The sequence below is a fragment of the Kribbella caucasensis genome (assembly GCF_004361855.1).
GTDB lineage: Bacteria > Actinomycetota > Actinomycetes > Propionibacteriales > Kribbellaceae > Kribbella > Kribbella caucasensis.
Genome location: NZ_SNWQ01000013.1, coordinates 15,938 through 39,454 on the forward strand (window position 1 = coordinate 15,938; position 23,517 = coordinate 39,454).

Annotated in this window: 22 protein-coding genes; 12 read left to right on the plus strand and 10 right to left on the minus strand. The window is 68.1% G+C overall.

Annotated features, from left to right (window positions below; all coding sequences use genetic code 11):
* The first annotated feature begins 202 nt into the window (after positions 1-202).
* From EV643_RS25115 to EV643_RS25145, 7 genes are all read left to right on the plus strand, one after another.
* The gene (locus EV643_RS25115; RefSeq protein WP_133802602.1) at positions 203-1,717 is read left to right on the plus strand and encodes a pyridoxal phosphate-dependent decarboxylase family protein; all 1,515 of its coding nucleotides are present in this window, start codon (positions 203-205) and stop codon (positions 1,715-1,717) included.
* Positions 1,714-3,360 (plus strand): IucA/IucC family protein, encoded by a 1,647-nt coding sequence (locus EV643_RS46740; protein ID WP_133802603.1) that lies wholly within the window; start codon positions 1,714-1,716, stop codon positions 3,358-3,360. Before EV643_RS25115 ends, EV643_RS46740 begins: the two co-directional genes overlap by 4 nt.
* Before the next feature lie 17 nt (positions 3,361-3,377).
* Positions 3,378-3,902, plus strand: coding sequence for a GNAT family N-acetyltransferase (locus tag EV643_RS25125; protein WP_238165783.1), 525 nt, complete (start codon positions 3,378-3,380; stop codon positions 3,900-3,902).
* Between the two features lies 1 nt (position 3,903).
* A complete protein-coding gene (locus EV643_RS25130; protein WP_133802605.1) occupies positions 3,904-5,199 on the plus strand; it encodes a lysine N(6)-hydroxylase/L-ornithine N(5)-oxygenase family protein in 1,296 nt (431 codons plus the stop codon).
* Positions 5,196-6,944, plus strand: coding sequence for an IucA/IucC family protein (locus EV643_RS25135; protein WP_133802606.1), 1,749 nt, complete (start codon positions 5,196-5,198; stop codon positions 6,942-6,944). The genes EV643_RS25130 and EV643_RS25135 overlap by 4 nt, the downstream gene beginning before the upstream one ends.
* A gap of 259 nt (positions 6,945-7,203) precedes the next feature.
* Complete coding sequence (locus tag EV643_RS25140; RefSeq protein ID WP_133802607.1) at positions 7,204-7,743, plus strand: hypothetical protein; 540 nt, start codon at positions 7,204-7,206, stop codon at positions 7,741-7,743.
* A 66-nt stretch (positions 7,744-7,809) separates the two neighbouring features.
* A complete protein-coding gene (locus EV643_RS25145; RefSeq protein ID WP_133802608.1) occupies positions 7,810-8,745 on the plus strand; it encodes a Mom family adenine methylcarbamoylation protein in 936 nt (311 codons plus the stop codon).
* Between the two features lie 45 nt (positions 8,746-8,790).
* On the opposite strand, the gene EV643_RS44275 is transcribed toward EV643_RS25145, so the two are convergent.
* The 4 genes from EV643_RS44275 to EV643_RS25160 form a co-directional block, all read right to left on the minus strand.
* Complete coding sequence (locus EV643_RS44275; RefSeq protein ID WP_166665570.1) at positions 8,791-8,949, minus strand: hypothetical protein; 159 nt, start codon at positions 8,947-8,949, stop codon at positions 8,791-8,793.
* 232 nt (positions 8,950-9,181) lie between these two features.
* Positions 9,182-10,681 (minus strand): carbohydrate kinase family protein, encoded by a 1,500-nt coding sequence (locus EV643_RS25150; protein WP_133802609.1) that lies wholly within the window; start codon positions 10,679-10,681, stop codon positions 9,182-9,184.
* A 111-nt stretch (positions 10,682-10,792) separates the two neighbouring features.
* Positions 10,793-12,337, minus strand: a complete 1,545-nt coding sequence (locus EV643_RS25155; RefSeq protein WP_133802610.1) for a PfkB family carbohydrate kinase — start codon at positions 12,335-12,337, stop codon at positions 10,793-10,795.
* A gap of 93 nt (positions 12,338-12,430) precedes the next feature.
* Positions 12,431-14,263: an SCO7613 C-terminal domain-containing membrane protein gene (locus EV643_RS25160; RefSeq protein ID WP_133802611.1), complete on the minus strand. Its 1,833-nt coding sequence runs from the start codon at positions 14,261-14,263 to the stop codon at positions 12,431-12,433.
* A gap of 468 nt (positions 14,264-14,731) precedes the next feature.
* Here EV643_RS25160 and EV643_RS25165 point away from each other — a divergent pair, with 468 nt between their 5' ends.
* Positions 14,732-15,397 carry a class I SAM-dependent methyltransferase gene (locus EV643_RS25165; RefSeq protein ID WP_133802612.1) on the plus strand — a complete coding sequence of 222 codons (666 nt, stop codon included), beginning with the start codon at positions 14,732-14,734 and terminating at the stop codon, positions 15,395-15,397.
* Positions 15,398-15,510: 113 nt separating this feature from the next.
* Positions 15,511-15,921, plus strand: coding sequence for a DUF805 domain-containing protein (locus EV643_RS25170; protein WP_133802613.1), 411 nt, complete (start codon positions 15,511-15,513; stop codon positions 15,919-15,921).
* A 95-nt stretch (positions 15,922-16,016) separates the two neighbouring features.
* Here the strand turns inward: EV643_RS25170 and EV643_RS25175 are convergent, their stop codons facing one another.
* The 6 genes from EV643_RS25175 to EV643_RS25200 form a co-directional block, all read right to left on the minus strand.
* The gene (locus EV643_RS25175; RefSeq protein WP_133802614.1) at positions 16,017-17,426 is read right to left on the minus strand and encodes a metallopeptidase TldD-related protein; all 1,410 of its coding nucleotides are present in this window, start codon (positions 17,424-17,426) and stop codon (positions 16,017-16,019) included.
* On the minus strand, positions 17,423-18,940 hold the full coding sequence (locus EV643_RS25180) for a TldD/PmbA family protein (RefSeq protein ID WP_133802615.1): 1,518 nt from the start codon (positions 18,938-18,940) through the stop codon (positions 17,423-17,425). Before EV643_RS25180 ends, EV643_RS25175 begins: the two co-directional genes overlap by 4 nt.
* 71 nt (positions 18,941-19,011) lie before the next feature.
* On the minus strand, positions 19,012-20,208 hold the full coding sequence (locus EV643_RS25185) for an RNA polymerase sigma factor (protein ID WP_133802616.1): 1,197 nt from the start codon (positions 20,206-20,208) through the stop codon (positions 19,012-19,014).
* Positions 20,205-20,579 (minus strand): YciI family protein, encoded by a 375-nt coding sequence (locus tag EV643_RS25190; RefSeq protein WP_238165784.1) that lies wholly within the window; start codon positions 20,577-20,579, stop codon positions 20,205-20,207. Before EV643_RS25190 ends, EV643_RS25185 begins: the two co-directional genes overlap by 4 nt.
* A gap of 31 nt (positions 20,580-20,610) precedes the next feature.
* Positions 20,611-21,009: a VOC family protein gene (locus EV643_RS25195; protein WP_133802617.1), complete on the minus strand. Its 399-nt coding sequence runs from the start codon at positions 21,007-21,009 to the stop codon at positions 20,611-20,613.
* Positions 21,010-21,041: 32 nt separating this feature from the next.
* On the minus strand, positions 21,042-21,797 hold the full coding sequence (locus EV643_RS25200) for a MerR family transcriptional regulator (RefSeq protein ID WP_133802618.1): 756 nt from the start codon (positions 21,795-21,797) through the stop codon (positions 21,042-21,044).
* A gap of 49 nt (positions 21,798-21,846) precedes the next feature.
* Between EV643_RS25200 and EV643_RS25205 the strand changes: the two genes are divergently transcribed.
* From EV643_RS25205 to EV643_RS25215, 3 genes are all read left to right on the plus strand, one after another.
* Positions 21,847-22,134, plus strand: a complete 288-nt coding sequence (locus EV643_RS25205; protein WP_238165785.1) for a hypothetical protein — start codon at positions 21,847-21,849, stop codon at positions 22,132-22,134.
* A 146-nt stretch (positions 22,135-22,280) separates the two neighbouring features.
* Complete coding sequence (locus EV643_RS25210) at positions 22,281-22,751, plus strand: RNA polymerase sigma factor (protein WP_238165786.1); 471 nt, start codon at positions 22,281-22,283, stop codon at positions 22,749-22,751.
* Positions 22,748-23,443 carry a hypothetical protein gene (locus EV643_RS25215; RefSeq protein WP_133802619.1) on the plus strand — a complete coding sequence of 232 codons (696 nt, stop codon included), beginning with the start codon at positions 22,748-22,750 and terminating at the stop codon, positions 23,441-23,443. The genes EV643_RS25210 and EV643_RS25215 overlap by 4 nt, the downstream gene beginning before the upstream one ends.
* The last annotated feature ends 74 nt before the right edge of the window (positions 23,444-23,517 follow it).

Below are 23,517 nucleotides of genomic sequence, written 5' to 3' on the forward strand. Positions count from 1 at the left end.
GTCCGTGAGGCTCGCCACATCGGGTGGTGAGCCTCTTTGGTGTGGGGCCGGGAACCCTTGTGGGACAAGGGGAACGGGTGCTGATCCAAGGGATGGTCACTGATCGCACCCCGGTTGACACGGGGTGACAGGGCGGAAGTAGGTTAGGGCTGCCTTAGTAAGGCTTGCCTTACTCGACAACTTCCCTCCCTGGAGAGCTTGGATGCCGCAGCACGCGCGTCTCACGGCGTTGACCTCGTTCCCGCCTGCCCCGCAGAGTCCGTTCGACCTGACCGCGCCGACTTGGCCGCTTGCCTCGACGGTGGCGGATCCGGACCGGGGTCCGTTGCCGGCCGGACCGCCCGCGGTGGTGCTGCGTCGGACCACGGAACTGCTGGGTGAAGCGCGGGTGCCGTCGACCGGGGTCGGTGAGTCGGCCGCGCTCGACCTGATCGCCGGGCTGCTCAACGAGAACGGGATCGACCTGAGCCACCCGCACGCCGCGGCCCACCTGCAGCCGCCGGTCCTGCAGGTCGCGGTCGACGCGGACGCGCTGGCGTCGGCGAGCAACGCCTCGATGGACACCTACGACTCGGGCCCGGCGACCCTGGCGATCGAGCAGTGGGTGGTTCGCGCGATGGCCGGGCTGGCTGGATTCGGTCCGACCGCCGACGGGGTGCTCACGCCGGGCGGGTCGATCTCGAACCTGCTGGCCGTCCTGATCGCCCGCGACAGCGCTGCCGCGGCGGCCGGGATCGACGCACGGCGACACGGGCTGCGCGGGCTGGAACGGCCGGTGGTGTTCTGCTCCGAGCTGGCCCACTTCTCCGTCCAGCGTGCGTGTGCGGCGCTCGGGCTGGGTGAGGAGGCGGCCGTGACGATCCCGTCGGACGACGACTTCCGGATGCGCCTGGACGTCCTGGCCGACGAGCTCGCGCGACCCGGTCGTACGCCGGTCGCCGTGGTGGCCACAGCTGGTACGACGGACTACGGCTCGGTCGACCCGATCGCGGGGATCGCCGCACTCGCGCGGCAGTACGGCGTCTGGCTGCACGTGGACGCGGCGTACGGGTTCGGGGCGTTGTTCTCGGACCAGCTCGCGCCGTTGCTCGCGGAGCTGCCGTGCGCGGACTCGGTGACGCTGGATCTGCACAAGATCGGCTGGCAGCCGGCCGCGACGAGCATGCTGCTGGTCGCGGACCGGGAGCGGTTCGCCGCGTTCGGCCGGTCGGTGGACTACCTGAACCCGGCCGACGACATCGACTCCGGGCTGGACGGGCTGCTCGGCCGCAGCCTGCAGACCACCCGGCGGCCGGACGCGGTGAAAGTCGCCACCACACTGACGGCATACGGCCGGGCCGGACTGGGCAAGATGCTCGACACCTGTCACGAGCTCGCGCACGCCGCCGCGGCCAGGGTCGTTGCCGACAGCAACCTCGAGTTGCTGGCTCCGGTGACCCTGACCACGGTGTTGTTCCGGGTCGCGGGGCAGGGCCTGGAGCCGGCTGCCGAGCTGGACGCTCTCCAGGGTGAGGTCCGGCGCCGGTTGCTGACGTCCGGGCGGGTGCTGATCGGCCGGACCACGATGCCGGCCAGGGGCAACCGGCCGGCCGCGGTCGCGTTGAAGTTGACGCTGCTGAACCCGAACGCCACCGCGACGGACATCGAGGAACTGCTCGACCTGGTCGTGGCCACCGGTCACGACGTCCTGTCGGCCGGCGGCGAAGGAGCAGCGTGACGTCATCCACCGAAACAGCTACCACGGCCCACCTGAACGCGATTCTCCGCAGCTACACCCGGGAGTCCTCCATCGAGGTCACGCCTGGCCCGTTGAGCTTCGCGGTCGCCGACCGCCAGCTGACTACCGTTGTCGCGCACGCCTCCCCAACGGGCTATCACCTCTTCACTGATGTCCTGGTTGACGGTGAGCCGATGGCGCCCGAGGAGTTGGTTCGGCTGCTGTCGGTCGGCGCGGATGCGGGGGAGATCGACGACCTGGCCGCGCGGACGGCTGAGTCGGTGCGGAATGTCGCGGTGTTCGTGGGGGACTCGTCGGCCGAGCACGGGCCGGGGCGGTTCCTCGAGGCCGAGCAGGCGCTGGCGCTCGGGCATCTGACCCATCCGGCACCGAAGAGCCGCGACGGGGTGAGCGGCGAGGAGCTGGCGGCGTACTCGCCGGAGTTGGGCGGCCGCTTCGCAGTTCACTGGTTCGAGGTCGACGCCGAGCTGGTGTCCTCGGATCAGGTGGCCGGCGCGCCATCACTGCAGGGACTGGACGCCTTGCAGCTGATGGCGGCGCTGGCCGGTATCACTCCCTCGGCGGGGACCGTGCTGATCCCGGCGCACCCGTGGCAGGCGGCCGACGTGCAGAAGCGGCCGCGAGTGGCCGCGCTGATCGGTGACGGCCGGGTCAAGCCGCTGGGTGCGCAGGGCGCCCAGTGGTACCCGACCTCGAGCCTCCGCACGGTCTACCACCCGGACCTGCCGGTGATGCTGAAGCTGTCCCTCGGCCTGCGGATCACCAACTCCCGGCGCGAGTCGACCCCGACTGAGCTCCGTCGCGGGCTGGAGATCAACCGCTTGCTCGACGCGGCCTACAACGCCGGTACCGCGACCGCCCATCCGCGGTTATCCATCGTCCGCGACCCGGCCTGGGTTGCCCTTGACGAAGGTGGACCAACATTGACTGGTCTTGACGTCGCGGTTCGCGAGGTCCCGGCCGATGTCGACAGCTACGCCTGTGTCGCCGGTCTGCTGGCACCCCGGCCGGGTGGGATCAGCCGGCTCAGCGCGCTCCCGGCCGTCGCCGAGAACCCGGCCGCCTGGGTCGCGTCGTACGTCGACGAGGTGCTCGTCCCGATGCTCTGCCTGTACGCCGAGACCGGGATCGGCCTGGAGGCACACCAGCAGAACACCCTCGTCCGGATGGACGGCACCGGCTACGTCACCGGCGGCGCGTACCGGGACAACCAGGGCTACTACCTGGCGTCGTCACATCAACGGGGCCTGCTGGCCGTAACCGGTCTGCGCGACTCGACCCTGGCCGTGGTGGAGGACGCGATCGTCGACGACCGGTTGACCTACTACCTGCTGCACAACCAGGCACTGGGTGTGGTCGGTGCACTGGGCATGGACGGGGTCGCTGACGAGCGGGAGCTACTGGGCGTTGTCCGCGACCGGCTGAGTGCGGCCCTGCCTGGGCTGAAGGCTGCAGGGCCGGACGGTGATCGCCTGGCCCAGCGCTGGCTCGCGGCGGATCAGCTGCCCTGCAAGGCGAACATGCTGACCCGGCTGAAGGGGATCGACGAGGTAGTGGCCCCACTGGACAACCAGTCGGTCTACCTCGACATCCCGAACCCCTTGCGGATCGGCGCCCTGTGAGGTGTGAAGTCGAGCCGATGCTGCATCTGGAGGACGGGTTCGATTTGCGGCCCGCCACGACCGCGGACGCCGTACAGATCGCTGCCTGGATGGCTCAGCCGCACATCCGGAAGTGGTGGCAGCAGGACTGGTCGGTCGAGCGGTGGGCGCAGGCGCTCGACGAGCAGGCGGCGGGCGAGCACTCGATCCCGTGTGTGGCCGCGCTCGACAGTGAGGACCTCGGTTACGTGGAGCTCTACCGGGTCCGGCACGACCGGCTCGCGGAGTACTACGCGGCCGACGAGCACGACTGGGGCGTGCATCTGGCCATCGGCGACAGCGCCCGGACCGGCCGGGGGATCGGCCGCCGGTTGCTCCGGTCGCTGGCGGACGCGGTCCTGCGGGCGGATCCCCGCTGTGACCGGATCGTCGCCGAGCCGGACGCCGGGAACGCCCCGTCGGTGCGCGCGTTCGGCGCGGCCGGCTTCGTCACCCAAGGGGAGCTACAGCTGCCCGAGAAAACCGCACTACTGATGGTTCGGACCCGGACCGTGGAGGCATGACATGACAACCGCCCACTACGACGTGATCGCGATCGGCAGTGGCCCGTTCAATCTAGGGCTGGCCGCACTGGCTCACGGTCTGGACGACGTGACCCTGGCGGTCTTGGACAGCCGGCCCGAGTTCACCTGGCACCGCGGGCTGATGTTCGACGACGCGATGCTGCAGGTGTCGTTCCTCGCCGACCTGGTCAGCCTGGTCGAGCCGGCCCACCCGTTGTCGTTCCTGTCGTACCTACGCGACAACGACCGGCTGTACCAGTTCTACGTGCGGGAGAAGTTCCACCCGACCCGGCGTGAGTACGAGGCCTATCTGCGGTGGTGCGCGGCGCAGCTGGACTCCCTGCACTTCGGGCACGACGTGACGGCCGTGGAGTGGGACGGCGATGTCTACACGCTGACGGTGGAGCGTGCGGGGGAGACGGTCGAGTACAGCGCTCGCCACCTGGTTCTCGGCGTTGGTACGGAGCCCGCGCTCCCCGCTGCGCTGCAGGGCCTGCCGGAGGAGCGCTTCCTGCACTCGGCGGACTACCTGTACCGGCGGGACGACCTGCTGCGTACCGGGAAGGTCACTGTGATCGGGTCGGGGCAGTCCGGTGCCGAATGTGCACTTGACCTGCTGCGTGCGAACGCCTCTGGTGGTCCCGCGGTGAGCTGGCTGACCCGGACACCGTCGTTCGCGCCGCTCGACTACTCCAAGCTGGTGCTGGAGATGACCACTCCGTCGTACGTCGACTACTTCCACGCGCTGGATGAGCCCGCGCGCGACCGGCTCGTCAAGGAGCAGTGGCGGCACTACAAGGGCATCTCCTCCGACACACTCGACGACATCCACGACGTGCTCTACCAGCGCGACCTGGGGACGGCCGCGGTAGCACCGGTCGAGCTGCAGTGCGGTGTGGCCGTCGTGTCGGCCGTCGCTCGCGCGGACGGTCTCGAGCTGACTCTGCAGCACGGTGACAGCGGCCGTACCTTCCAGCACCTCACGGAGGCCGTGGTGGCCGCCACTGGTTACCGCAACCGTCCGCTGCCGTTCCTGAAGCCCTCCGTCGAGTCGCTGGTACGCCGGGACGCCGCCGGCCGCTGGGTGATCAACAGGGACCACAGCGTCGGCGCGGACGAGTCACTGGCCGGCCGGTTGTTCGTCTCCAACGCGGATCTGCACAGTCACGGCGTCGCGGCACCCGACCTCGGGATCGGGGCCATCCGCAACGCGACCATCCTGAACGCCGTCGCCGGGCGGGAGATCTTCCGGCTGCCCAAGTCCACCGCGTTCACGAGCTTCACCCTCCCTGCATGAGCTGGTCGCGCTGCTCGGTCGAGTTGCTGGAGAAGCTGATCTCGCAGTTCTGCACGGAAGACCTGTTGCGGCCCGTCGACGGCCGGCTGGATCTCGGCGGAATCAGCTACGGGTTCGAGTCGACCCGGGGCGCGTTCGGCAGCTACCGCGTGCGTCCGGGCTCGGTCCGCCGCACGATCACGGGCATCCTCGGCAACGACGAGAGCGAGCGCGCGACCGATCCCGTGCAGTTCCTGGTGGACGCCGCTCAGGTGCTCGACATCAGCGGCACCACCGTCGCGGGGTACGTCTCGGAGCTGTCCAACACCCTGGCCGCAGACGCGCGGATGGCCGCAACCGCAGTACTCAACAAGGATCTGGTCGGCCAGGACTACTGGCAGCTCGACGGACACCTGACGGGCCACCCGTTGCTCGTGGCCAACAAGGGCCGAGTCGGATTCTCCGCCGACGACAGTGCCCGCTACACCCCCGAAGCCCGTACGCCGCTCCGCCTGGTCTGGCTCGCCGTGCGCCGAGGGCTCGCCGAGTTCCGGGGTACACCGGATCTGTCGGAGCACTCGGTGGTCGGGCGCGAACTCGGTCCGGTCGTGCTGGAGGAGTTCCGCGCCAAGCTGGTCGACCCGGACTCGTACGTGTGGTTGCCGTGTCATCCGTGGCAGCTGGACCACGTCCTACGGACACAGTGGGCGCGGGAACTCGCCTCCGGGGAGATCGTGGTGCTCGGGGACGGACCGGACGACTACCTGCCGACACAGTCGATTCGCACGATGGTGAACGTGTCGCAGCCGTTGCGGTATCAGGTGAAGCTGCCACTGAAGATCCTGAACACGTCCGTGTACCGGGGGATCCCCGAGCACTGCTCGTTGGCCGCGCCGATGGTGACGCAGTGGTTGCGCGGGCTCTGGTACCGCGACGAGGTGCTCGGGCGACTCGGGACGGAACTGCTGGGCGAGGTGGCGTCCGTGACCGTGCGGCACCCACAGTTGTCGTCGGCGCCCGGAATCCCTTACCAGTGGACGGAAACGCTCGGGTGCATCTGGCGCGATCCACTGCAGCCCCGGTTGCAACCAGGGGAGACGGCCTGGCCGCTGGCCGCCGTACTGCATCGGGACGCGGCTGGTGAGCCACTGGTCGGCGTGTTGATCCAGCAGTCCGGTGCCGATGCCGACGCGTGGGTCGCTGACCTGCTGTCCGCGCTAATCCGCCCACTGCTGCACCTGATGCACCACTACGGGATCACCGTGAATCCGCACGGTGAGAATCTCGCCGTCGTCTGCGGACCGGAAGGGATGCCGGCCCGCATCGTCATCAAGGACATCGTCGACGACGTCAACCTCTCTACCGACCCCGTCTCCGCCCGAGGACTGGAGCCCGACTCTCATGACCGCGTGCTACCCCGCAAGCCGTGGTACGTCCTGAGGCAGTACCTGGTGGACGCCCTCTATCTGGGTGTGCTGAGCCCGCTGGCCGACCTCCTGTCCGACTCCGGTCTGCTCGACCCCGACCGCCTGTGGGGCCGCCTCCGCGGCGAACTCGAGCTCTACGCCAGCACCTTCCCCGAACACGCCGACCGTCTCGCCGCGACCGCCCTGCTCGGCGAAACCTTCGCTCGGTACCCCCTCAACGGCTACCGCCTAACCCTCGGCTACACGGACCTAGATACCCGCCCCCCGATCCCCACCACCGGCCGCATGCCGAACCCGCTCCACAAAGCCGACGCCATTCCGGCGAGAAGCTGGGCGTAACCCGGCTCCGTGACGTATCGTTACTGCGGGTGTAGGAGGCGTTACCGGCGCTCCAAACCCAAATTAGACAACAGTCTGGAGACAATCGTCCGGATCACGGGCAGGATGGCGTCTAGGGCGAGATGATCGACCGTCAATTGTCGAGCATGGCGCCACAGGGGGCGTTCTGGAGGGGATCAGTGCCCGCGAACCGGGCCTGGTACCGCGGTGCATCGCCATGGACGACTACGAACAAATCGTCAGATAAGGACGCTTGCCAGTGTCGGTGACCGACATCTCGTCTGTCTCGTGCCCGTTGAGTCGCTCCGAGCGGGATGCGTTGTTCGACGCTCTCCGCTACTACCGGAACCAGTTACAGGACGCCTGGTCGGACGAGACCATCCATGAGAGCTTCCGTAGCGCCTCGGGCGAGCAGGCACCGGCATCGCGTGGTCAATGTGGCGTGAGTTCGGCGTGGTTGGTGGAAAGACTCCGTGCGGATGACCGGAGTTTAAAGCTGTCCTACTGCTACGGCGATGTGCTGTCGACCGTTGACGACACCCCGGTGCTTCCTCGGCATTGCTGGGTAGAGATCGGTGACGAGGACGATCCAGGACGCCTGGTCGTCGACCTCACCGGCGATCAAGCGGAGAGTCTGCGGGACTATCCGGTGCTCTGTCTACCGCACGACGAGCTGAGGCGTGACCTGCGGACCGAGTACCGGGTGACGTACGTCCGGCTGGACCCGGAGGGGCTGCGAAACGACCTGGTTCAGCCCCGGCTCGGCATCCTGAAGCGGCGGCTGCGGGCCGGGATCTGACCGTCCCCGCGGGTAACATCTATCTCAGGGTGTCTTCGACATCACAGTAAGACAGGAGGCGCGATTATGCGTGCCCTTGCCGCTGGGGCGGAATTCGATGCCATCGCCCCCCTTCAACCGCCGGCCAAGTTCATGCTGGACGACTGCCGTGTCGGTGACCCGGCCTTCGCCGCCCAGGTGCTTGCGTCCGCGACACGGCACAAGGTGGAAGCGCGGGCGCTCGCAGTTCGCACTCTGCTGCATCTCCCGCGGGTTGCCGCGCACAACGGCCGGATCGGACTGCGCCAGCTGGAGGCCGAGCTGCGCAACTGCGCGGTCGGTCTGCGTGCCGATCAGCAGAAGGTCGAGGATCTGATCCCGACCCGTTCCTTCCCGCTGGCGGATCTGCGGTTCGTCGAATGTGCGGGTGACGGGGAGGTCGTCGAGATCTTCAACCATCTGCACTATCTGCGCAGCGCTCGTCCGGGCTCGCGGAATTTCGCCCTGGTGGACCCGGTGGACGGCCGCCCGGTCACCTTGTGCAGCGTCACGCCGCTCGAATGGCCGGTGGTCGGCAAGCAACTCGGCAAGCAGTTCGGAATTCCGCTGGACCGGATCTGGGACGTATCCCGGGTCTATTCCTTCGACGTTGCCCCGAGCAACGCCATTTCGTACATGCTGTCCCGGGTTCGGGCCGTACTGCGTGGGCCGGAGGTCGAGCTGTTGACGACCGCCGTCGACCCGAATCTCGGCTTCACCGGGTCGAGCTATCGGGCGGCCAACTGGCAGCATTGGTTGTCGGTCAAGCCCCGGCCCTACCTGTACGTCGACGGGTCGTACCTCAGCCCCCGTCAACTGCGACTGAGGTACGGAACCGCCAATCTGTCCGAGGTGCGAGCCCAGTCGGGTGCCCTGGTCCAGCACAGCCGGGCAAGGCTGGTCGAGTCGAAGATCTTCTGCTGCCGGGTGCGTGGCGAGACCGAAAGCCTGACCCCGGGTGAGGCCAGGCTGGTCCGCCGTTGAGGTCAGGGCACCCGGGGTTTCCGGATGCCCTGACTGGGGTCGGGCTCAGCCCGACATGCTGTAGGCGACGACGCTGTACAGCCCGAAGCAGAAGATCGTCAGTACTCCCAGCAGCAGGAGGACGAGAACCTGCTTCCAGAACGAATACAAAAGGGCTGCTGCGATCACCATCAGAATCAATACCAGAGCGCTGTTCTCAGTCATCGGGATCCCTCACTTCCATGGCTGACTCGGGTTTGCATTCCTGGCGGTGTGCGCTAGATTGGGTCCCCTTCACCGCTTGACTTTGCTGGTTTCAGTGAACAGCACGGCAATTGGGTGTCAACGCCGTTTATTTGGCAGCGATACCGATCGCCGACCGGTCGCCGGCTTGCCAAATTGGCGCCGGAGTTGCCAATTGGCGACGACCCCGACGGCTGCGGCGGCGTACTGGCAGTCAGCTTGGGTTGCGGAGCTTTCGCTCGATCCGATCGCGGTCCGGCATCATCGACGACTCGGTGTAGTCCTCGGCGGCACACTCCATCGCGGCCGTGGCCCAGGCGGCGACGCCGACGCTGAACTGGCCGTCGTCGATCAGCTTGGCCGCGAGGGCGGCGCAGAAGGCGTCACGGGTGATCGCCGAGACCTTGGAGAACGACGAAGTGGTCGGCAGCCGGCGCAGTTCGGGCACCGTCTGCGAGTAGACCAGCCCGCTCCCGTTCTCGAGCAGGCAGAGCGTGCCCAGCCCGCGGTCCAGCAGATGTTCGGCCAGCCTGCCAGGGTCGAACCTGGTCTCGTCCGGCGGCAGGTACCGCTTCAACTCCCAGGTGTGGCCGACCAGGAAATCGATCATTCCCAGGTGCTGCCGGGAGAGCCGGTCGTTCCGATAGGGCTGGCCGGGGGTGACGATCACGGTCGGGTGGTGACCGGTGCCCGAGCGGGCCAGTTCGAGCGTGCGATGCAGAGTCTCCAGCGGCACCTCGAAGGTGGCGAGGACGGCATCGGCGTCGGTGATCTGGCGAGACAGCAGCTCGATATCGCGAATGCCGAGGTTGATCGCGCTCTTGTTCCGCCATACGGCCGCAATGCTGTCGCCCAGCGACAGTTCCATCACGCCGGTCAGCGGGGTCCGCGCGCCGGGCACGATCTTCAGCAGCGACGTGTCGACGTTCTCGTCGCGAAGGTGGTCGACGATCATCTGGCCGAACCAGTCGTCGCCCAGGGCGGCCACCAGACTGACCTTCAGTCCGAGGCGCGCCGCGGCGACGGCCTGGCTGACGCCCTTGCCGCCCGGGAGCAGCAGGCAGTCGTCGGCCAAGGTCGAGGTCTCGTGCTGGGGAATGACGTTCGTCCGCCAGACGAAGTCGAACACCGCGCCGCCCACGACGATGACCCGGCCGGCGGGCCGGGGCCGACGAGCGGATGCCGGGAACGGTTGTTTGTCGGGCTCGTCTGGTTCCAGCGGGTCGGGCAGGATCAGCCGGCGGGCCAACTGCCGGAACACCTCTGGCTCGATGGTTCCGCGCAGGGTCCGATCGCTGGGCGCGACCGGCGCCGAGATGCCGATCGCCAGATGTAGCTGACGCCAGTTCGCGAGCAACGTCGTGCGGCGCTGCATGAGCGAGGTGGCCCGAAGGGATCGGACCACCCGGTCATCGAACCCGTGCTCGACATAGGCATCCGCAAGAAGACCGGCACCAAGGACGGAGTCGGCGACGATCCGGTGCGTTCCGTTGGCGAGTTCCCTGATCGCCTTGCTGATGACCTGTAATGCGGCCTCCGGCGGCTCGACCTCATGCCGGGCCGCGTGCTCCAGCACCGATGGCAGGCGAAGGAGTGAGCCGTCTCCGGCATCACGCAGCCGGGACGCGACCAATCCGCCGCGCATCCGGAGCTTCTGCAACGCAAGCGCCACCACCACGGCTTCGGACGTGTCCGGTTCCTCGCGGTTGGCCATTCGCACCCCGGCGCCTGCGACTGTCGGTCACCAGCAAGTATGGACGATCCCCCGCAAACCCGCAGGGCCCGCCGGAGTGTTCGGGCAGCCTGAGGGTGGGCAGCTTTCGGATCAGCGGACTGAGACCGTGAACTTCGACCTGGTGAGCAGCGCTTCGATGCGTTTGCGGTCAGGCATCGAATTGGACAGCGGGAAATCGGCGGTCGCACAGGACATCGCTGCGGCCGCCCACAGTGCGACCTGTTCGGAGAACACGCGGTCATTGTCGATCAGTTTCGCGGCCAGCGCGGCGCAGAAGGCGTCCCGTGAGGCCGAGGACCCCTTGTAGATCGACGGAAACGTCGGTACCAGGAAGGCCTCGTGCGCAGATTCGGAGTAGATCGTGCAGCCGCCGTTCACCAGCAGGCACAGGGTCTCGACGCCATACGCCAGCAAGTTCCGGGCGACCGGGTCCGGGTCGAATCGCTCCTGGCTGGTCGAGGCGTACCGCCCGAGCTCCCAGGCCTGTGCGACCAGGTAATCGATGTGAGTCAGCGAGTGCCGCGAGATGGTCTCGTCCGGATACGGCTGCCCTGGGGTCACGATGACCATCGGCCTGTCATCGTCGTCGGTGTGCACCAGAGCCAACGTTTGCTGAACCGTCTCGCGTGGGATCTCGAACGTGACCAGGACGGCGTCGCAGTTGGTCAGCTCTTGCGACCGCTGATCGACATCCCGTACGTCGAGTCGGACCTCGACCTGATTGCGCCAGTTCACCGCGATGCTGTCACCGAGCTCCATCTCGATCACGCCGGTGAATGGCGTCCGCGCATCGTGCACGACCTTGATCAGCGAGGTGTCGACGCCCTCGTCGCGCAGATAGTGGATGATCTCCTGCCCGAACCGGTCATCGGCAACCGCGGCGATCAGGGCCACGTCCAGGCCGAGCCGTGCCGCCGCGACCGCCTGGGTGAGGCCCTTGCCGCCAGGGGAGAGGTCGAAGCCGTACGCCTCGCTGGAGGTTTCCCTGGCCGGCATGTTCTTGGTCCGGAAGGTCGCGTCCATCACTGCGCCGCCTACCACGATCACCTTGCCCCGCCGCGCTACCGGAGTACTGGCCGACGTGATCTCTCCAGGTGCGGGCGTGACCACGCTCTTGGAGCCGACCGAGTACACCTCCCGGCGGATCAGCTGGCGCGCGAGTTCGTGGAGTACGTCGCGTTCCGTCGTACCCCGCAGGACTCGGTCGCTCGGTGGTTCGCCGGGGGCGTACCCGAGGGATTCGTGCAGGCGGCGCCAGTTGCCGAGCAGGGCGCTACGACGGCGCCCGAGCGCGTCGGCGGACAGCGACTGGATCGCCCGTGAGTCCACGTTGTGGCGGGCGTACTCGTCGGCGAACAGACCGAGCGCGAGGATCGCGTCGGCGACGATCTGGTCGGTGCCGGTCATCGTGTGCCGCACACACTGGCCCACGACATCGAGCGCGGCCGGGGCGAGCTCGATGTCGTGCACGGTCGCGTACCGCCGGGTCGCGGCCAGTCCGAGCAGGGGAGCGGCGACTCCGTTGCGGCCGTCCTGAAGCCGGGCAAGGGTTAGCCCGTCGCGCGCCCTCAGCTTCTCCAGAACGCTGATCAGCACAAGCGCATCTGGCGAGTCCCAGTCGCTGCGTTCGGCCATTCGCTCCCCGTACTCGTCGTTGTCCGGGAAAGCCCAGTATGCGGCGTTCCGTGGCTCAGCAACAGCTCTCCTCTTACTCGCCGGGTCCGGGTGTCAGCGGAGGGAGGTCAGCCAGCGGGCGGCTTGTTTGGCTTGGTGGAGGCGGCGTTCGTAGGTGGCTCCTACGGTGAGGAGGATGAGGCCGGCCAGGGCGAGGGTGATCCAGCGGGGGATGAGGGGGGCGACCTCGAGGAACTGCCAGAGGCCGATCTTGGTGAGGACGGCGGCGCCGACGACGAAGGGGGCCTGGAGGGAGAAGCGGGTGCCGGCCAGGATGACGGCGACGGCGGCGGTGATCACCAGGGTGGTCCGGAGGATGTCGTTGCCGTCGGCAAGTAGGGCGGAGGGGACCAGGCCGAGTAGCAGGCCGGGACCGAGGAACAGCCAGCTGGGCTGGTCGCGCCAGCGAAGGATGCCGAGGGCGAGCATGATCACGGCCGGCGGGACGGTGAACCACTCGACGGTGGTGGTGTCCGTGCCGAGGACGAAGCCTGTGTTGGCGAAGATCAGTAGGAGGCCGGCGACGAGGAGGGCGTCTCGGCGACCGGGCTGCATGCCGTACGCGACCAGCGGGGCGGCCGCGATGGTGAGGACGACTCCGGTGCCGGTGCCGGGCGAGACCAGCAGGATCACGATCTCGGCGAGGAGGGCGGCGGTCGCTCCGGAGATCAGCAGAGCGCGCTCCGGCGGGCGGCCGACGTACCGGGTGGCGGCGGCGATCGAGCAGGCGGCGACGACGGCCAGGGCGATTCCGCCGGTCCAGAGGGTGATGAACTCGTCGATGACGGCGAGCACGATGGCGAGTTGGGCGGCGAATCCGGCGGTCGCCGCGGTGGTGGTCGCCTCGAGGCGCTTGCGCCAACCGGCGACGAGGGCGAGGGCGGCCACGAGTGCGGCGATCAGGCTGAGTTGCCGGACATCGGAGGAGAAGGTGCTGACCAGTACTGCGACGGTGGCTGAGGTCGTCGTTGCCGTGAGCAACATAGTTGTCAGGCGGCCGGTACGGCGGGGTCGGAGGAGTTCGACGAGAACCAGGACGGTCGCGAGGGCGGTGGTCAGCCAGCGGCCGGCCTCGGGGATCTGGGGGAGGAACGTTGCGACGGTGAACGCGGCGGTAGCGGTGCAGAGGATTTCGCCCGGAGTGGGGGTGAGACCGCCGGGAAGCGTTCGCTTGTTGAGCAGGAGGATCCCGGTGGCGGCGGTGAGGCAGACGATCGCGGTGGTTGCCGCGAGGGGGACGAACGCGGTGGCCGAGAGGCCGAACATGTCGGCGATGAAGTCGGCGAAGTTGGGGTCGCGGTCGGCGACCAGGGCAATGAGGACTCGGGTCGATCCGGTGAGCAGGATGCCCGCGAAGACTGTTGCGGAGCAGATAGCGCCGGTGATGCGGACTGTGCGGGTGCCTTGTGCGGACCAGTAGAGGGTGATGACGAGTTGGATGAGGAGGCCGAGCAGCAGGGCCGCCAGGTCGACTCGGTCGGCCAGGAAGAGGGGTAGGGGGAGTTGCCCGACGATGACGGCGGCCAGGCCGAAGGTCTTGACGGTGGGCGCGAGGCGGTTCATCAGCAGGTTGACGGCGGCAACTATCGCGGCGGCGGCCGCGGTGTAGGTGAGGGCGTCGGAGGCGGTGATCAGGCCCAGGGCGCGGATGCCGTAGAGGTCGACGATCAGCAGACCGCAGCCGAGGATGGCGAGGGCTTCGGCGGTGCCGGCGAGTTTGTGCTTGGCCATCGGGATGGCGCCGATCAGGGCGATGGTGGCGAGGGTGCCCATGATGGCGGCCTGGGCGGCGACCGGGAGGCTGTCCCAGGTGACGGCGAGGAACGTGACACCCGCGGCGAGCAGGAGGAGGACGCCCAGGGCGAGGAGGGTCGCTTGTGGGCTCAAGCGCCGTCGAGGTCTGCTCGGCGGCCGCTGCTGACGCTGCGGCGGGGCAGGAGGCGGGGGAAGGTGACGCGCGGTGGCCGCTGGTACCGGTTGCGGGGTCGAGGGTGGGGCCGGCGGTTGGACGCCGCGCGGCGGGGGCGCGGGGAAGCTGCGACCCGGGAAGGTTTGGGGCGGGAAGTCGGGTGGTGCCGGCGGGAGGGCTTGCGGCGGCATGGGTGCGGGGTACGCCGGGAGCGGGGGTAGCGGGCTGGGGGCAACGAATGGGGTGACTGTGAGTGTCAGGGGACTGCTGCAGGTGGGGCAGCGGAACTGGGTCGACTGGGGGTTCATCCTGGCTCCTCGGGCGATGGTGATCCCACTGTCCCGCCACGGTTCGGCACACCGCTTGAGTACGTCTACTCAAATCGTCGCGTAGGCTGCTGCGGTCTGCCGGTCGTCCAGACCGGCGAGGACACCACGGGGAGCAGGATGAAGACTGGACAAGAGCTCGCACGGGCTCAGCAGGACAGATGGCAGGCGGCGTACGAGCAGAACCCGCGACTGAACGGGCGGGAGCCGTCCGCGGCGGCGCGCTGGACCGCCGCGCTGTTCGGTGCCGAGGGCATCGATGACGTGCTGGAGCTGGGCGCCGGCCACGGCCGGGACGCGTTTTACCTTGCCGGCCAGGGTTTCAGCGTGCACGCGACCGACTTCAGCGAAGCGGCGCTCGACCAGTTGCGGCTGGACGCGCAGCGGGAAGGGCTCGACGATCGCGTCACCGCGGCGTTGCACGACGTACGCGATCCGTTACCGCCTGCTGATGCGACGGTCGGCGCGGTGTACGCGAATCTGTTGCTGAACATGGCTTTCTCGCGCGCCGAGCTGCGGTCGCTGATGCACGAGATCCGTCGCGTCCTGCGACCGGGCGGGCTTTTCGTCTACAGCGTTTGGTCCACCGAGGACCCTTGCCATGATAATGGCGACGAACTCGGTGACGGACTGTTGGACAAACAAGGCTTCGCCTGCCGGTTCTTCGATCGGGAATTGATTCACGAGCTGGCCGATCGGTGGGAGTTGCGCGACGTCGCGCCGTACCGCGAAGGACAGCGCCGGCTCTGGCGAATCACCCAAGCCAAAGGCGGAACCGCGGCCTGACCGACGGCGTCGTAGGTTGCGGTGTGGTCACCAAAGCGAAAAGTTGCATTGACGAACTGGACCGGTTCCGACAGAGTCGGTCCGCGTCTCACCTTCGACCAACGGAGTAAGCAATGCAGTGGTACACAGAGGTCCTGAAGAAGTACGCCGTATTCAGCGGCCGCGCGCGGCGCAAAGAGTACTGGATGTTCTTCCTGTTCAACCTGGTCATCTCGGTGATCCTGAGCATCGTCGACAGCGTCGCCGGCACCAACGGCAGCGGCGTCGGGATCATCAGCACGATCTACTCGCTGGCCGTCCTGCTCCCGAGCATCGCGGTGCTGGTCCGGCGGCTGCACGACACTGGCAAGTCCGGTTTCTGGGTGTTCATCGGCCTGGTCCCGCTGATCGGCGCCATCGTGCTGATCGTCTTCGCGGCGACCGAGGGCAACCCCGGCGACAACCAGTACGGCCCGGACCCGAAGGCCGCCGAGCGTTTCGGCGCCGGCGCTGGGAACGCCGAGCCGGGTTACCCGACGGTCTGATCCGTCCACACAGCGCAGGTCCCGCGAACCAGAGGCGGTTCGCGGGACCTTGGCTTGTCCAGAGCCGGTACTGCGGGATCGCGGGCCTCGCGTGGTCAGCTGGCCTGGCTGACCGTGGACATGTTGAAGTCCGGTACCAGCAGCGGCGGAGTCGCGGTACGGGAGAAGCCGTCACCCCATTCGCGGGAGAACGACGGCACCGTCGCCCCGGCCGCAGTGAAGCGGGAGAGCAGGTCGACCGGGCTCTCGTTGAAGCGGAAGTTGTTGACCGCGCCCGTGACCTCGCCGTTCTCGACCAGGTAGACCCCGTCGCGGGTCAGACCGGTCAGCAGCAGGGTCTGCGGATCGACGGTGCGGATGTACCACAGGCAGGTCAGCAGCAGCCCTCGATCGAGCCCCGCGACCAGGTCGTCCACAGATCCGGTCGCGCCGTCGACGGAGAGCACGTAGTTGCCGATCGGTGGGGTCACGGCCGGCGCACTGGTCAGGTCGGCGGTGAACCGGCTCTGGAAGAGGTTCTCCAGCTTGCCACCACGGATCCAGTCGGTCGGTGAGAGCGTGAGGCCGTTGTCGAAAACGCTCGACGCACCGCTGGACGACTCCGCCACCACGAACGGGAACGACTCCAGCCCGGCCTGATTCGGATCCGACCGGAGCCGGACCGGCCGCTCCGACAGCGCCTCGCCGATCCGCGTGCCGCCGCCCGACTTGGAGAACACCGAGCGGCCTTCGTGCGCATCCCGCCCGTCGAGGAACCAGTACAGGTACGTCGTGAGATCGGCGACCGCAGTTGGTGGGAGCACCGTCGCGTGCCGGCCGGCCTCCACCGAGACGGTCCGGGTGGCCCAGCCGAGGCGCCGTGTCAGTTCCGCGTCGAGGGCGTGCGCGTCGATGTCGGTGAAGTCGCGCGTCGCCGTACCGACCCAGGCCGACTGGCTGAGGTCACCCGTCTTGCCGGTGGAGCTGACGTGTCCCCGTGGAAGCGTGTGCCGCAATCGCAGGCCGGCCGACGACCCGGCGTACAGGGTGACCACCTGGTGGTCGGCGAACCCGTACAGCCAGCGGTTCTCCTGGCCGGCCCGGGTGAGGACCTCGCCGAGCGCAGGGGCGAACTTCTCGTACACGGAGACCGAGGTTTCGTCGGGCTCCTCGTCCCAGTCGGGGCTGACGGTGCCCTGGACGAGTGGGCGCGCGTCCTCGGCCGGGCTCGACGCGCGGGCCGCGGCGACGGCCGCCGAGACGATATCGCGCAACGTCAGGTCGGTGACGGACGAGCGGGTGACGACGCCGGCCGCAGTACCCTCGCCTGCTCCGACGGTCGCGATCACCGTGACGCTCGAACCACGCATGGCGCCGTTCGTGGTCAGGGTGTTGTTGGCCCAGCGCAGGTTCACGCTCGAGGTCTCGGAGACCAGCACGACACAGCTCTCGGCGCCATCGGCCGCGGCCAGGTCGAGAGCCCGCTCGATCGTGTCCTGCGGGGTGAGCTGAATGGCGGTCGTCACCGGCCGGCCTCCTGCGTGGTGTTGAGAATGTTGACGCCGCGGAACAGCGCCGACGGGCAGCCGTGGGTGACGGCGCCGGACTGGGAGGGCTGGGCCTTGCCGCAGTTGAGCGCGCCGCCGAGGACGTAGGTCTGCGGTCCGCCGACGGCCTCCATCGAACCCCAGAAGTCGGTCGTGGTCGCCTGGTAGGCCACGTCGCGCAGTTGGCCGTCGAGCTTGCCGTCGGTGATCTTGTAGAACCGCTGGCCGGTGAACTGGAAGTTGTACCGCTGCATGTCGATCGACCAGGACTTGTCGCCGACGATGTAGATCCCGTTCTTCACCCGGCTGATCAGCTCCTCGGTCGAGGGTCCCCCGGGGTCGGGCTGGAGGGATACGTTCGCCATCCGCTGGATCGGGATGTGCCCGGACGAGTCGGCGTACGCGCATCCGTTGGACCTGGGCGTGCCGAGGACGTCCTCGTTGACCTTGGCCATCCGGCGGTCCACCTGGTACCCGACCAGGATCCCGTCCTTCACCAGGTCCCACTGCTGCCCGGCGACGCCCTCGTCGTCGTACCCGACGGTGGACAGGCCGTTCTCCGCGGTCCGGTCGCCGGTGACGTGCATGATCGGGGAGCCGTACTGGAGTTTGTTGAGCTTGTCCAGGGTGGCGAAGCTGGTGCCGGCGTAGTTCGCCTCGTAGCCGAGGGCGCGATCCAGCTCGGTGGCGTGGCCGATCGACTCGTGGATCGTCAGCCAGAGGTTGGTCGGGTCGATGACCAGGTCGTACACGCCCGCCTCGACGGTCGGCGCGGCCATCTTCTCGGCGAGCCAGCCGGGGATCCGGGCGAGCTCGTCGTCCCAGTCCCAGCCGGTGCCGGTCAGATACTCCCAGCCGCGTCCGGCCGGTGGCGCGCAACTGGCCATCGAGTCGAACCGGCCCGACTCGGCGTCCACCGCGACCGCCTCGACCTCCGGCCCGATCCGGACCCGCTGCTGCGTGTACGACGTACCTTCGGAGTTCGCGTAGAACTTGCATTCGTTGACAGAGGCCACATACACGTTCACGTGCGAGACTCCGTCCGCATTGAGCAGCCGGTCGCTGTAGTCGGTCAGCAGTGCGATCTTGTCCGCCCGCGGCACACTCAGCGGGTCCACCTCGTACGACGAGACCCACGTGAGGTCGTCGTACACGGGCTCGCCGGCCAGCTCGATCGTGTCCGTGTTGATCGGCCGGGACACCTGGGCCATGTTGACCGCCTGCTCCGCGACCCGGACCGCCTCGTCGGTGGTCAGCGCGACACCCGCCGCGAACCCCCAGGTCCCGTCGTGGATCACCCGGACCGCCAGCCCGAGATCCTCGTCGTCGACGGCGCTCTGGAGCACGCTGTCCCGCAACGAGATCGCTTCGGACCGGATCCGCTCCAACCGGAACTCGGCGAACGTGGCCCCCAGGTCCCGTGCCCGCTGCAACGCGGCACCGGCCAACTCATGACGGGGAAGACGCAGGAACGAGGCATCGACATCGGGCACAGCCCCGACCTTATACAGCCCCGGCCTTTTTTGCGGCCGATCGACGGTCCACGCATCATTTGACGCAGTTCTCAGTAAGTGGTGAGGCGATCGTGGAGGAGGCTTTGCTGGGCTGGATTGGTGGTGAGAATCAGGGCTCGTTGGTCGGCGGCGCGGGCTTCGGCGGGGTGGTCGGCGGCTCGGAGTAGTTCGGCCCGGGTGGCGTGGAAGAGGGGGTAGTGCTGGAGATCGGGTTCTAGCGCGTCCAACTCGGTCAGGGCTGCGTGGACGCCATCGACGTACCGGACGGCGACCGTGCGGTGGAGGCGGGTGACGGGGTTGGGCTGGAGGTGGAGCAGCATGTCGTACAGGACGAGGATCTGCTGCCAGTCGGTGTCGGCCCAGGTGGGTGCTTCGCAGTGGCAGGCGGCGATGGCGGCCTGCAGTTGATACGGACCGGGTGAGCGGTGGCGTCGGGCCGCTCGGGTGAGCGTGGTTATGGCCTCGGCGATCGCGGTGTGGTCCCACCGGGCGCGGTCTTGGTCCTGGAGGAGGATCAGGTCTCCCTTGGCGGTGAAGCGGGCCGTCGTACGGGCGCGGTGGAGCCGGATCAGGGCTAGCAGGCCGGCGACCTCGGGTTCGTTGGGTAGCAGGCCGGCGAGTAGTGCGGTGAGCCATTCGGCGTCGTCGACGAGGTCGCGGGAGTGCGCGCGGTCCGCAGTACTGGACAGGTAGCCCTCGTTGAACAGTAGATAGATGACGGTCAGGACCTCGTCGAGCCGTTCGGGGAGCTCGTCGTCTTGCGGGATCCGGTACGGGATTCCGGCGTCGGCGATCTTCCGCTTCGCCCGGGTGATGCGCCGCGCGACGGTCGCCTCGGGGACGAGGAACGCCGCGGCGATCTGGGCCGTGGTGAGACCACAGACCACGCGCAGGGTGAGCGCGATCTGGGCCTCACGGGCGAGGGCGGGGTGGCAGCAGGTGAAGATCAACCGCAGCCGGTCGTCGGGCGGCGGCTGCTCGGGGGTTTCCAGTTGAGTGAGCTTCGCGCGGTAGTTGGCTTGCCGGCGCAGTACGTCGAGACCGCGCCGCCGGGCGACGGTGAACAGCCACGCGTCCGGGCGCTCGGGGATGCCCTCCTCGGGCCAGCGCCGCAGCGCCGCCTCGACGGCGTCCTGGACCAGATCCTCGGCGGCGGAGAAGTCACCGAGCAACGACACCAGCGACGCGGCGAGCCGGCCGGCGTGATCCCGGACCACGCTAGCCAACTCGTCGGAGGCTTTGGTCATGGCTCCATGGGGCGGATTTCGACTTCCACGGGGCGGATTTCGATCAGCGGGCAGGCGGGCCAGGTTCGTACCATCCGGAGCGCCTCGTCCAGATCCTCGACCTCGATCTCGGTGAAGCCGGAGATGACCTCCTTGCCCTCCATGAACGGCCCGTCGGTGGCGAAGATCCGCCCGCCGTCCAGCCGCACCGTGGTCGCCGCCCGGGCGCCTTGGAGCTTGCCGGTGGTGGCCCGGATCTTGTCAGCGTGATCCGCGAACCACTGTCGGACCCGCCGATGGACCTCCGCCACTTCCGGTGGGCTCATCGCCGCGATCTCTTTCTCGTACTCCTCGGTGTCGACGAACATCAGCACATACTTCACTTTCGGCACACCTCCTCTGGTCAGTCTGTCCGATCGTGGGTCAGCCGGCGGGGAGGTTGGCGTACAGATCGATCCCGTTCCCGGCCGGGTCGGCCACGGTGGCGTACCGCATCCCCCAGAACGCGTCGAAGGGCTCCTGCAGGCTGGTGACGCCGGTTGCCACCAGTTCGGCGTACTTCGCGTCGACGTCGGCGGGGGTCGGGAACTCGAACGCGAGGAACGTGCGGCCGCTCGTCGGCGGAGTCCAGTTCGCGGTGCTCTTGGCGCGCAGGTCGTCGGTGTCGAGCATGAGATGGAACCCGTTGGGCAGGTCGCATCCCGCGTGATCGGTCGGCACGTGCGGATCCGGGATGAACTCGAGGCCGAGCTGCCGGTAGAAGGCGATCGCCGCGCCGAGATCGGTAACCGCGATATCGAGCACGTTCGCAGTGGGGTTCATGGTTGATCTCCCGTCGTCGTGAGGTGGTTACATCAGGGAGACGATCGGGAGCCCGCGCGATCCGACAGACGCAGGTCGTGGCGGATGAGGGAGTCGAGTTGTTGCCAGGCGGGGGACAAGGCGTTGACGGCGCCCTGGACCAGCTGGGAGATGTCGGTCGCTTGTCCGGGGAGGTCGCCCGGTCCGTAGCGCTGTCTTGTCGCTTGGACGATGCGCCGGGCGAGATCGGTGAGGAACGGGTCGCGCGGGTCGAGGTCGTGCGCGTGGTCGTAGTCGAGGTAGAGCTGCCGGAGGTCCGGGTCGGTCAGGGCGTCGGCCTGGTCTTTGAAGAGCTCGGGGGCCGTCTCGGGGTGGGTGGCGAACACGAGGATCCACAGGTCGCGCTCCATCGCGACCCATCGCGCGCTGAACCCGAGCTCAGCCAGTCCCTGCAGGTGGTGGTCGACCTCGGCGGGAAGCAGTCGGGTGGCGCCCTCGGCGAGTTCGCGCAGTCGCCGCTGGGTTTGGCGCAGGCTTCGGATGCGTACTCCGAGATCGTCGTCGATCTGGGCGATGGCACCTCGGAAGATCTCGTCCGGTGCTGCCTTGAGTTCGCGGATCCTGGCCAGCGGTACGCCGGCCTCGGCCAGCGTCCGGATCTTGATCAGCTCGACCACATCGTGGGCGGTGTAACGCCGGTAGCCGGACGAGTCCCGCTCGGGCTCGGGGAGCAGTCCCTTGTTGTGGTAGACGCGGACGGTCTTGGTCGACACGCCGACGTACCGAGCGAGCTGTCCGATGGTGAGCACGTCCCCATGATCGCGCACTTGACCTTGCCCTTAAGGTAAAGGTTGAACCATGGCTGGTATGACGAACCTCGACCGGGAGACCCTGCGCGCACTGGCCGACGAGGGCAACGAAAAGGCCCTGGACCGCCTGGCCGACCTCGCCGACGAACGCGGCGACCTCGCCGAACTGAACGATTTACTCGACGAAGGCAGCGAACGCGCCGGCACGTTCCTGACCCGCCGCGCCGTAGCCGCAGGCGACCTCCGAGAACTCCAACGCCTCTCCGACGCCGGCGCCGAAGAAGCAACCGAAGAACTCGACCGCCTACTCGACACCCCTGGCGCCGATCGAGACTGAGATCCCGTCGGCGCGGCCGGGAACCGCACCTCTCGCGGCGGTGTAGAGAGGGGGAGCGGATAGGAGGCGGCATTAGCTCGGTTGATGAGGGTGCGGTTGTTGAGCGGGTCCGTGGGGGTGATTCGGGCGCCTACGCGGAACTGGTGGTGGCGCATGCCCCGGTGGCGCAGCGGATGGCGGTGTTGCTGGGGGCGGGGGCGGATGCGGACGACGTGGTGCAGGAGTCGTTCGTGAAGGCGTACCGGGCGCTCGGGAGCTTCCGGAAGGGGTCGGCGTTCCGGCCGTGGTTGTTGCGGATCGTGGCGAACGAGACGCGCAATCTGCAGAGGTCGCGGAGTCGTCGTGCGCGTCGGGAGGAACTGGCGAGCGTTCCGGAGGACGTGCTCGATCCGGCGGTCGAGGTGCTGTCCGCTGAGCGGCGTCGGGAGTTGCTGGACGCGTTGCGGGCGCTACCGGAGCAGTACCGGCTGGTCGTCACCTGCAGGTATCTGCTGGAGCTGGACGAACAGGAGACCGCGACCGTGCTGGGTTGGCCGCGCGGCACGGTCAAGTCGCGGCTCCACCGTGCGCTGGAACGACTGCGCAGTCAGTTACCCGACAAGGAGGTGCAGCGATGACCGACGAGCAGCTTGCTGACGAACTGCGCTCGCTCGGGCGTTCCGTCGTACCGCCCGTTGCCGAGGGGCTGACCACGGCCGTGCTGGAGCGAGTGGCGGATCAACCGGTACGCCGTACGCCGCTTGACGTGATCCGGAGCAAGTGGCGCGCGTTGTTGGCTCTGTTCGCAGTACTGGTTGCCGGTCTTGCGTTGACGCCTCCCGTCCGGGCTGCCGTGGCGGAGTGGTTGAGCATCGGGGGAGTGGAGGCGCGACCGGTACCGAGTGGCCCGAGTACTGCGCCGGCTCCGCCGGTCGTCACTGGACGGTTGTCGTTGGAGGACGCCGGGCGGCGCGCGGGATTCGTGCCGGTCGTGCCGAAGGTGCTCGGTACTCCGACCGGTGTGGAGGCCTCGACCGGCATGATCGCGATGGGCTGGCAGACGGGGCAAAGACTGGAGCAGTTCGCCGCCGAGTTGTCCCCGCTCTACGTGAAGAAGTACCACTCCAGCCTCGAACCGGTCGACGGCGTCGAGGGCTATTGGTTCCCCACCCCGCACGACTTGGTACTGCTGGACAAGGACGGCAACGAGCGGGTCGAACGGGTCGCCGGGGCGACGCTGGTCTGGGTGTACGACGGACTGACCTTCCGGCTCGAAGGCGTTGCGGACAAGGCCCGCGCGACCGAGATCGCTGTATCCGCAACGAGGTAGGCGGACGCAATCGTCGGCACTCCGGGTCGGCGCGACGGGTGCACTCCGCATCGCATAGAGTGACCGAGGTCGCA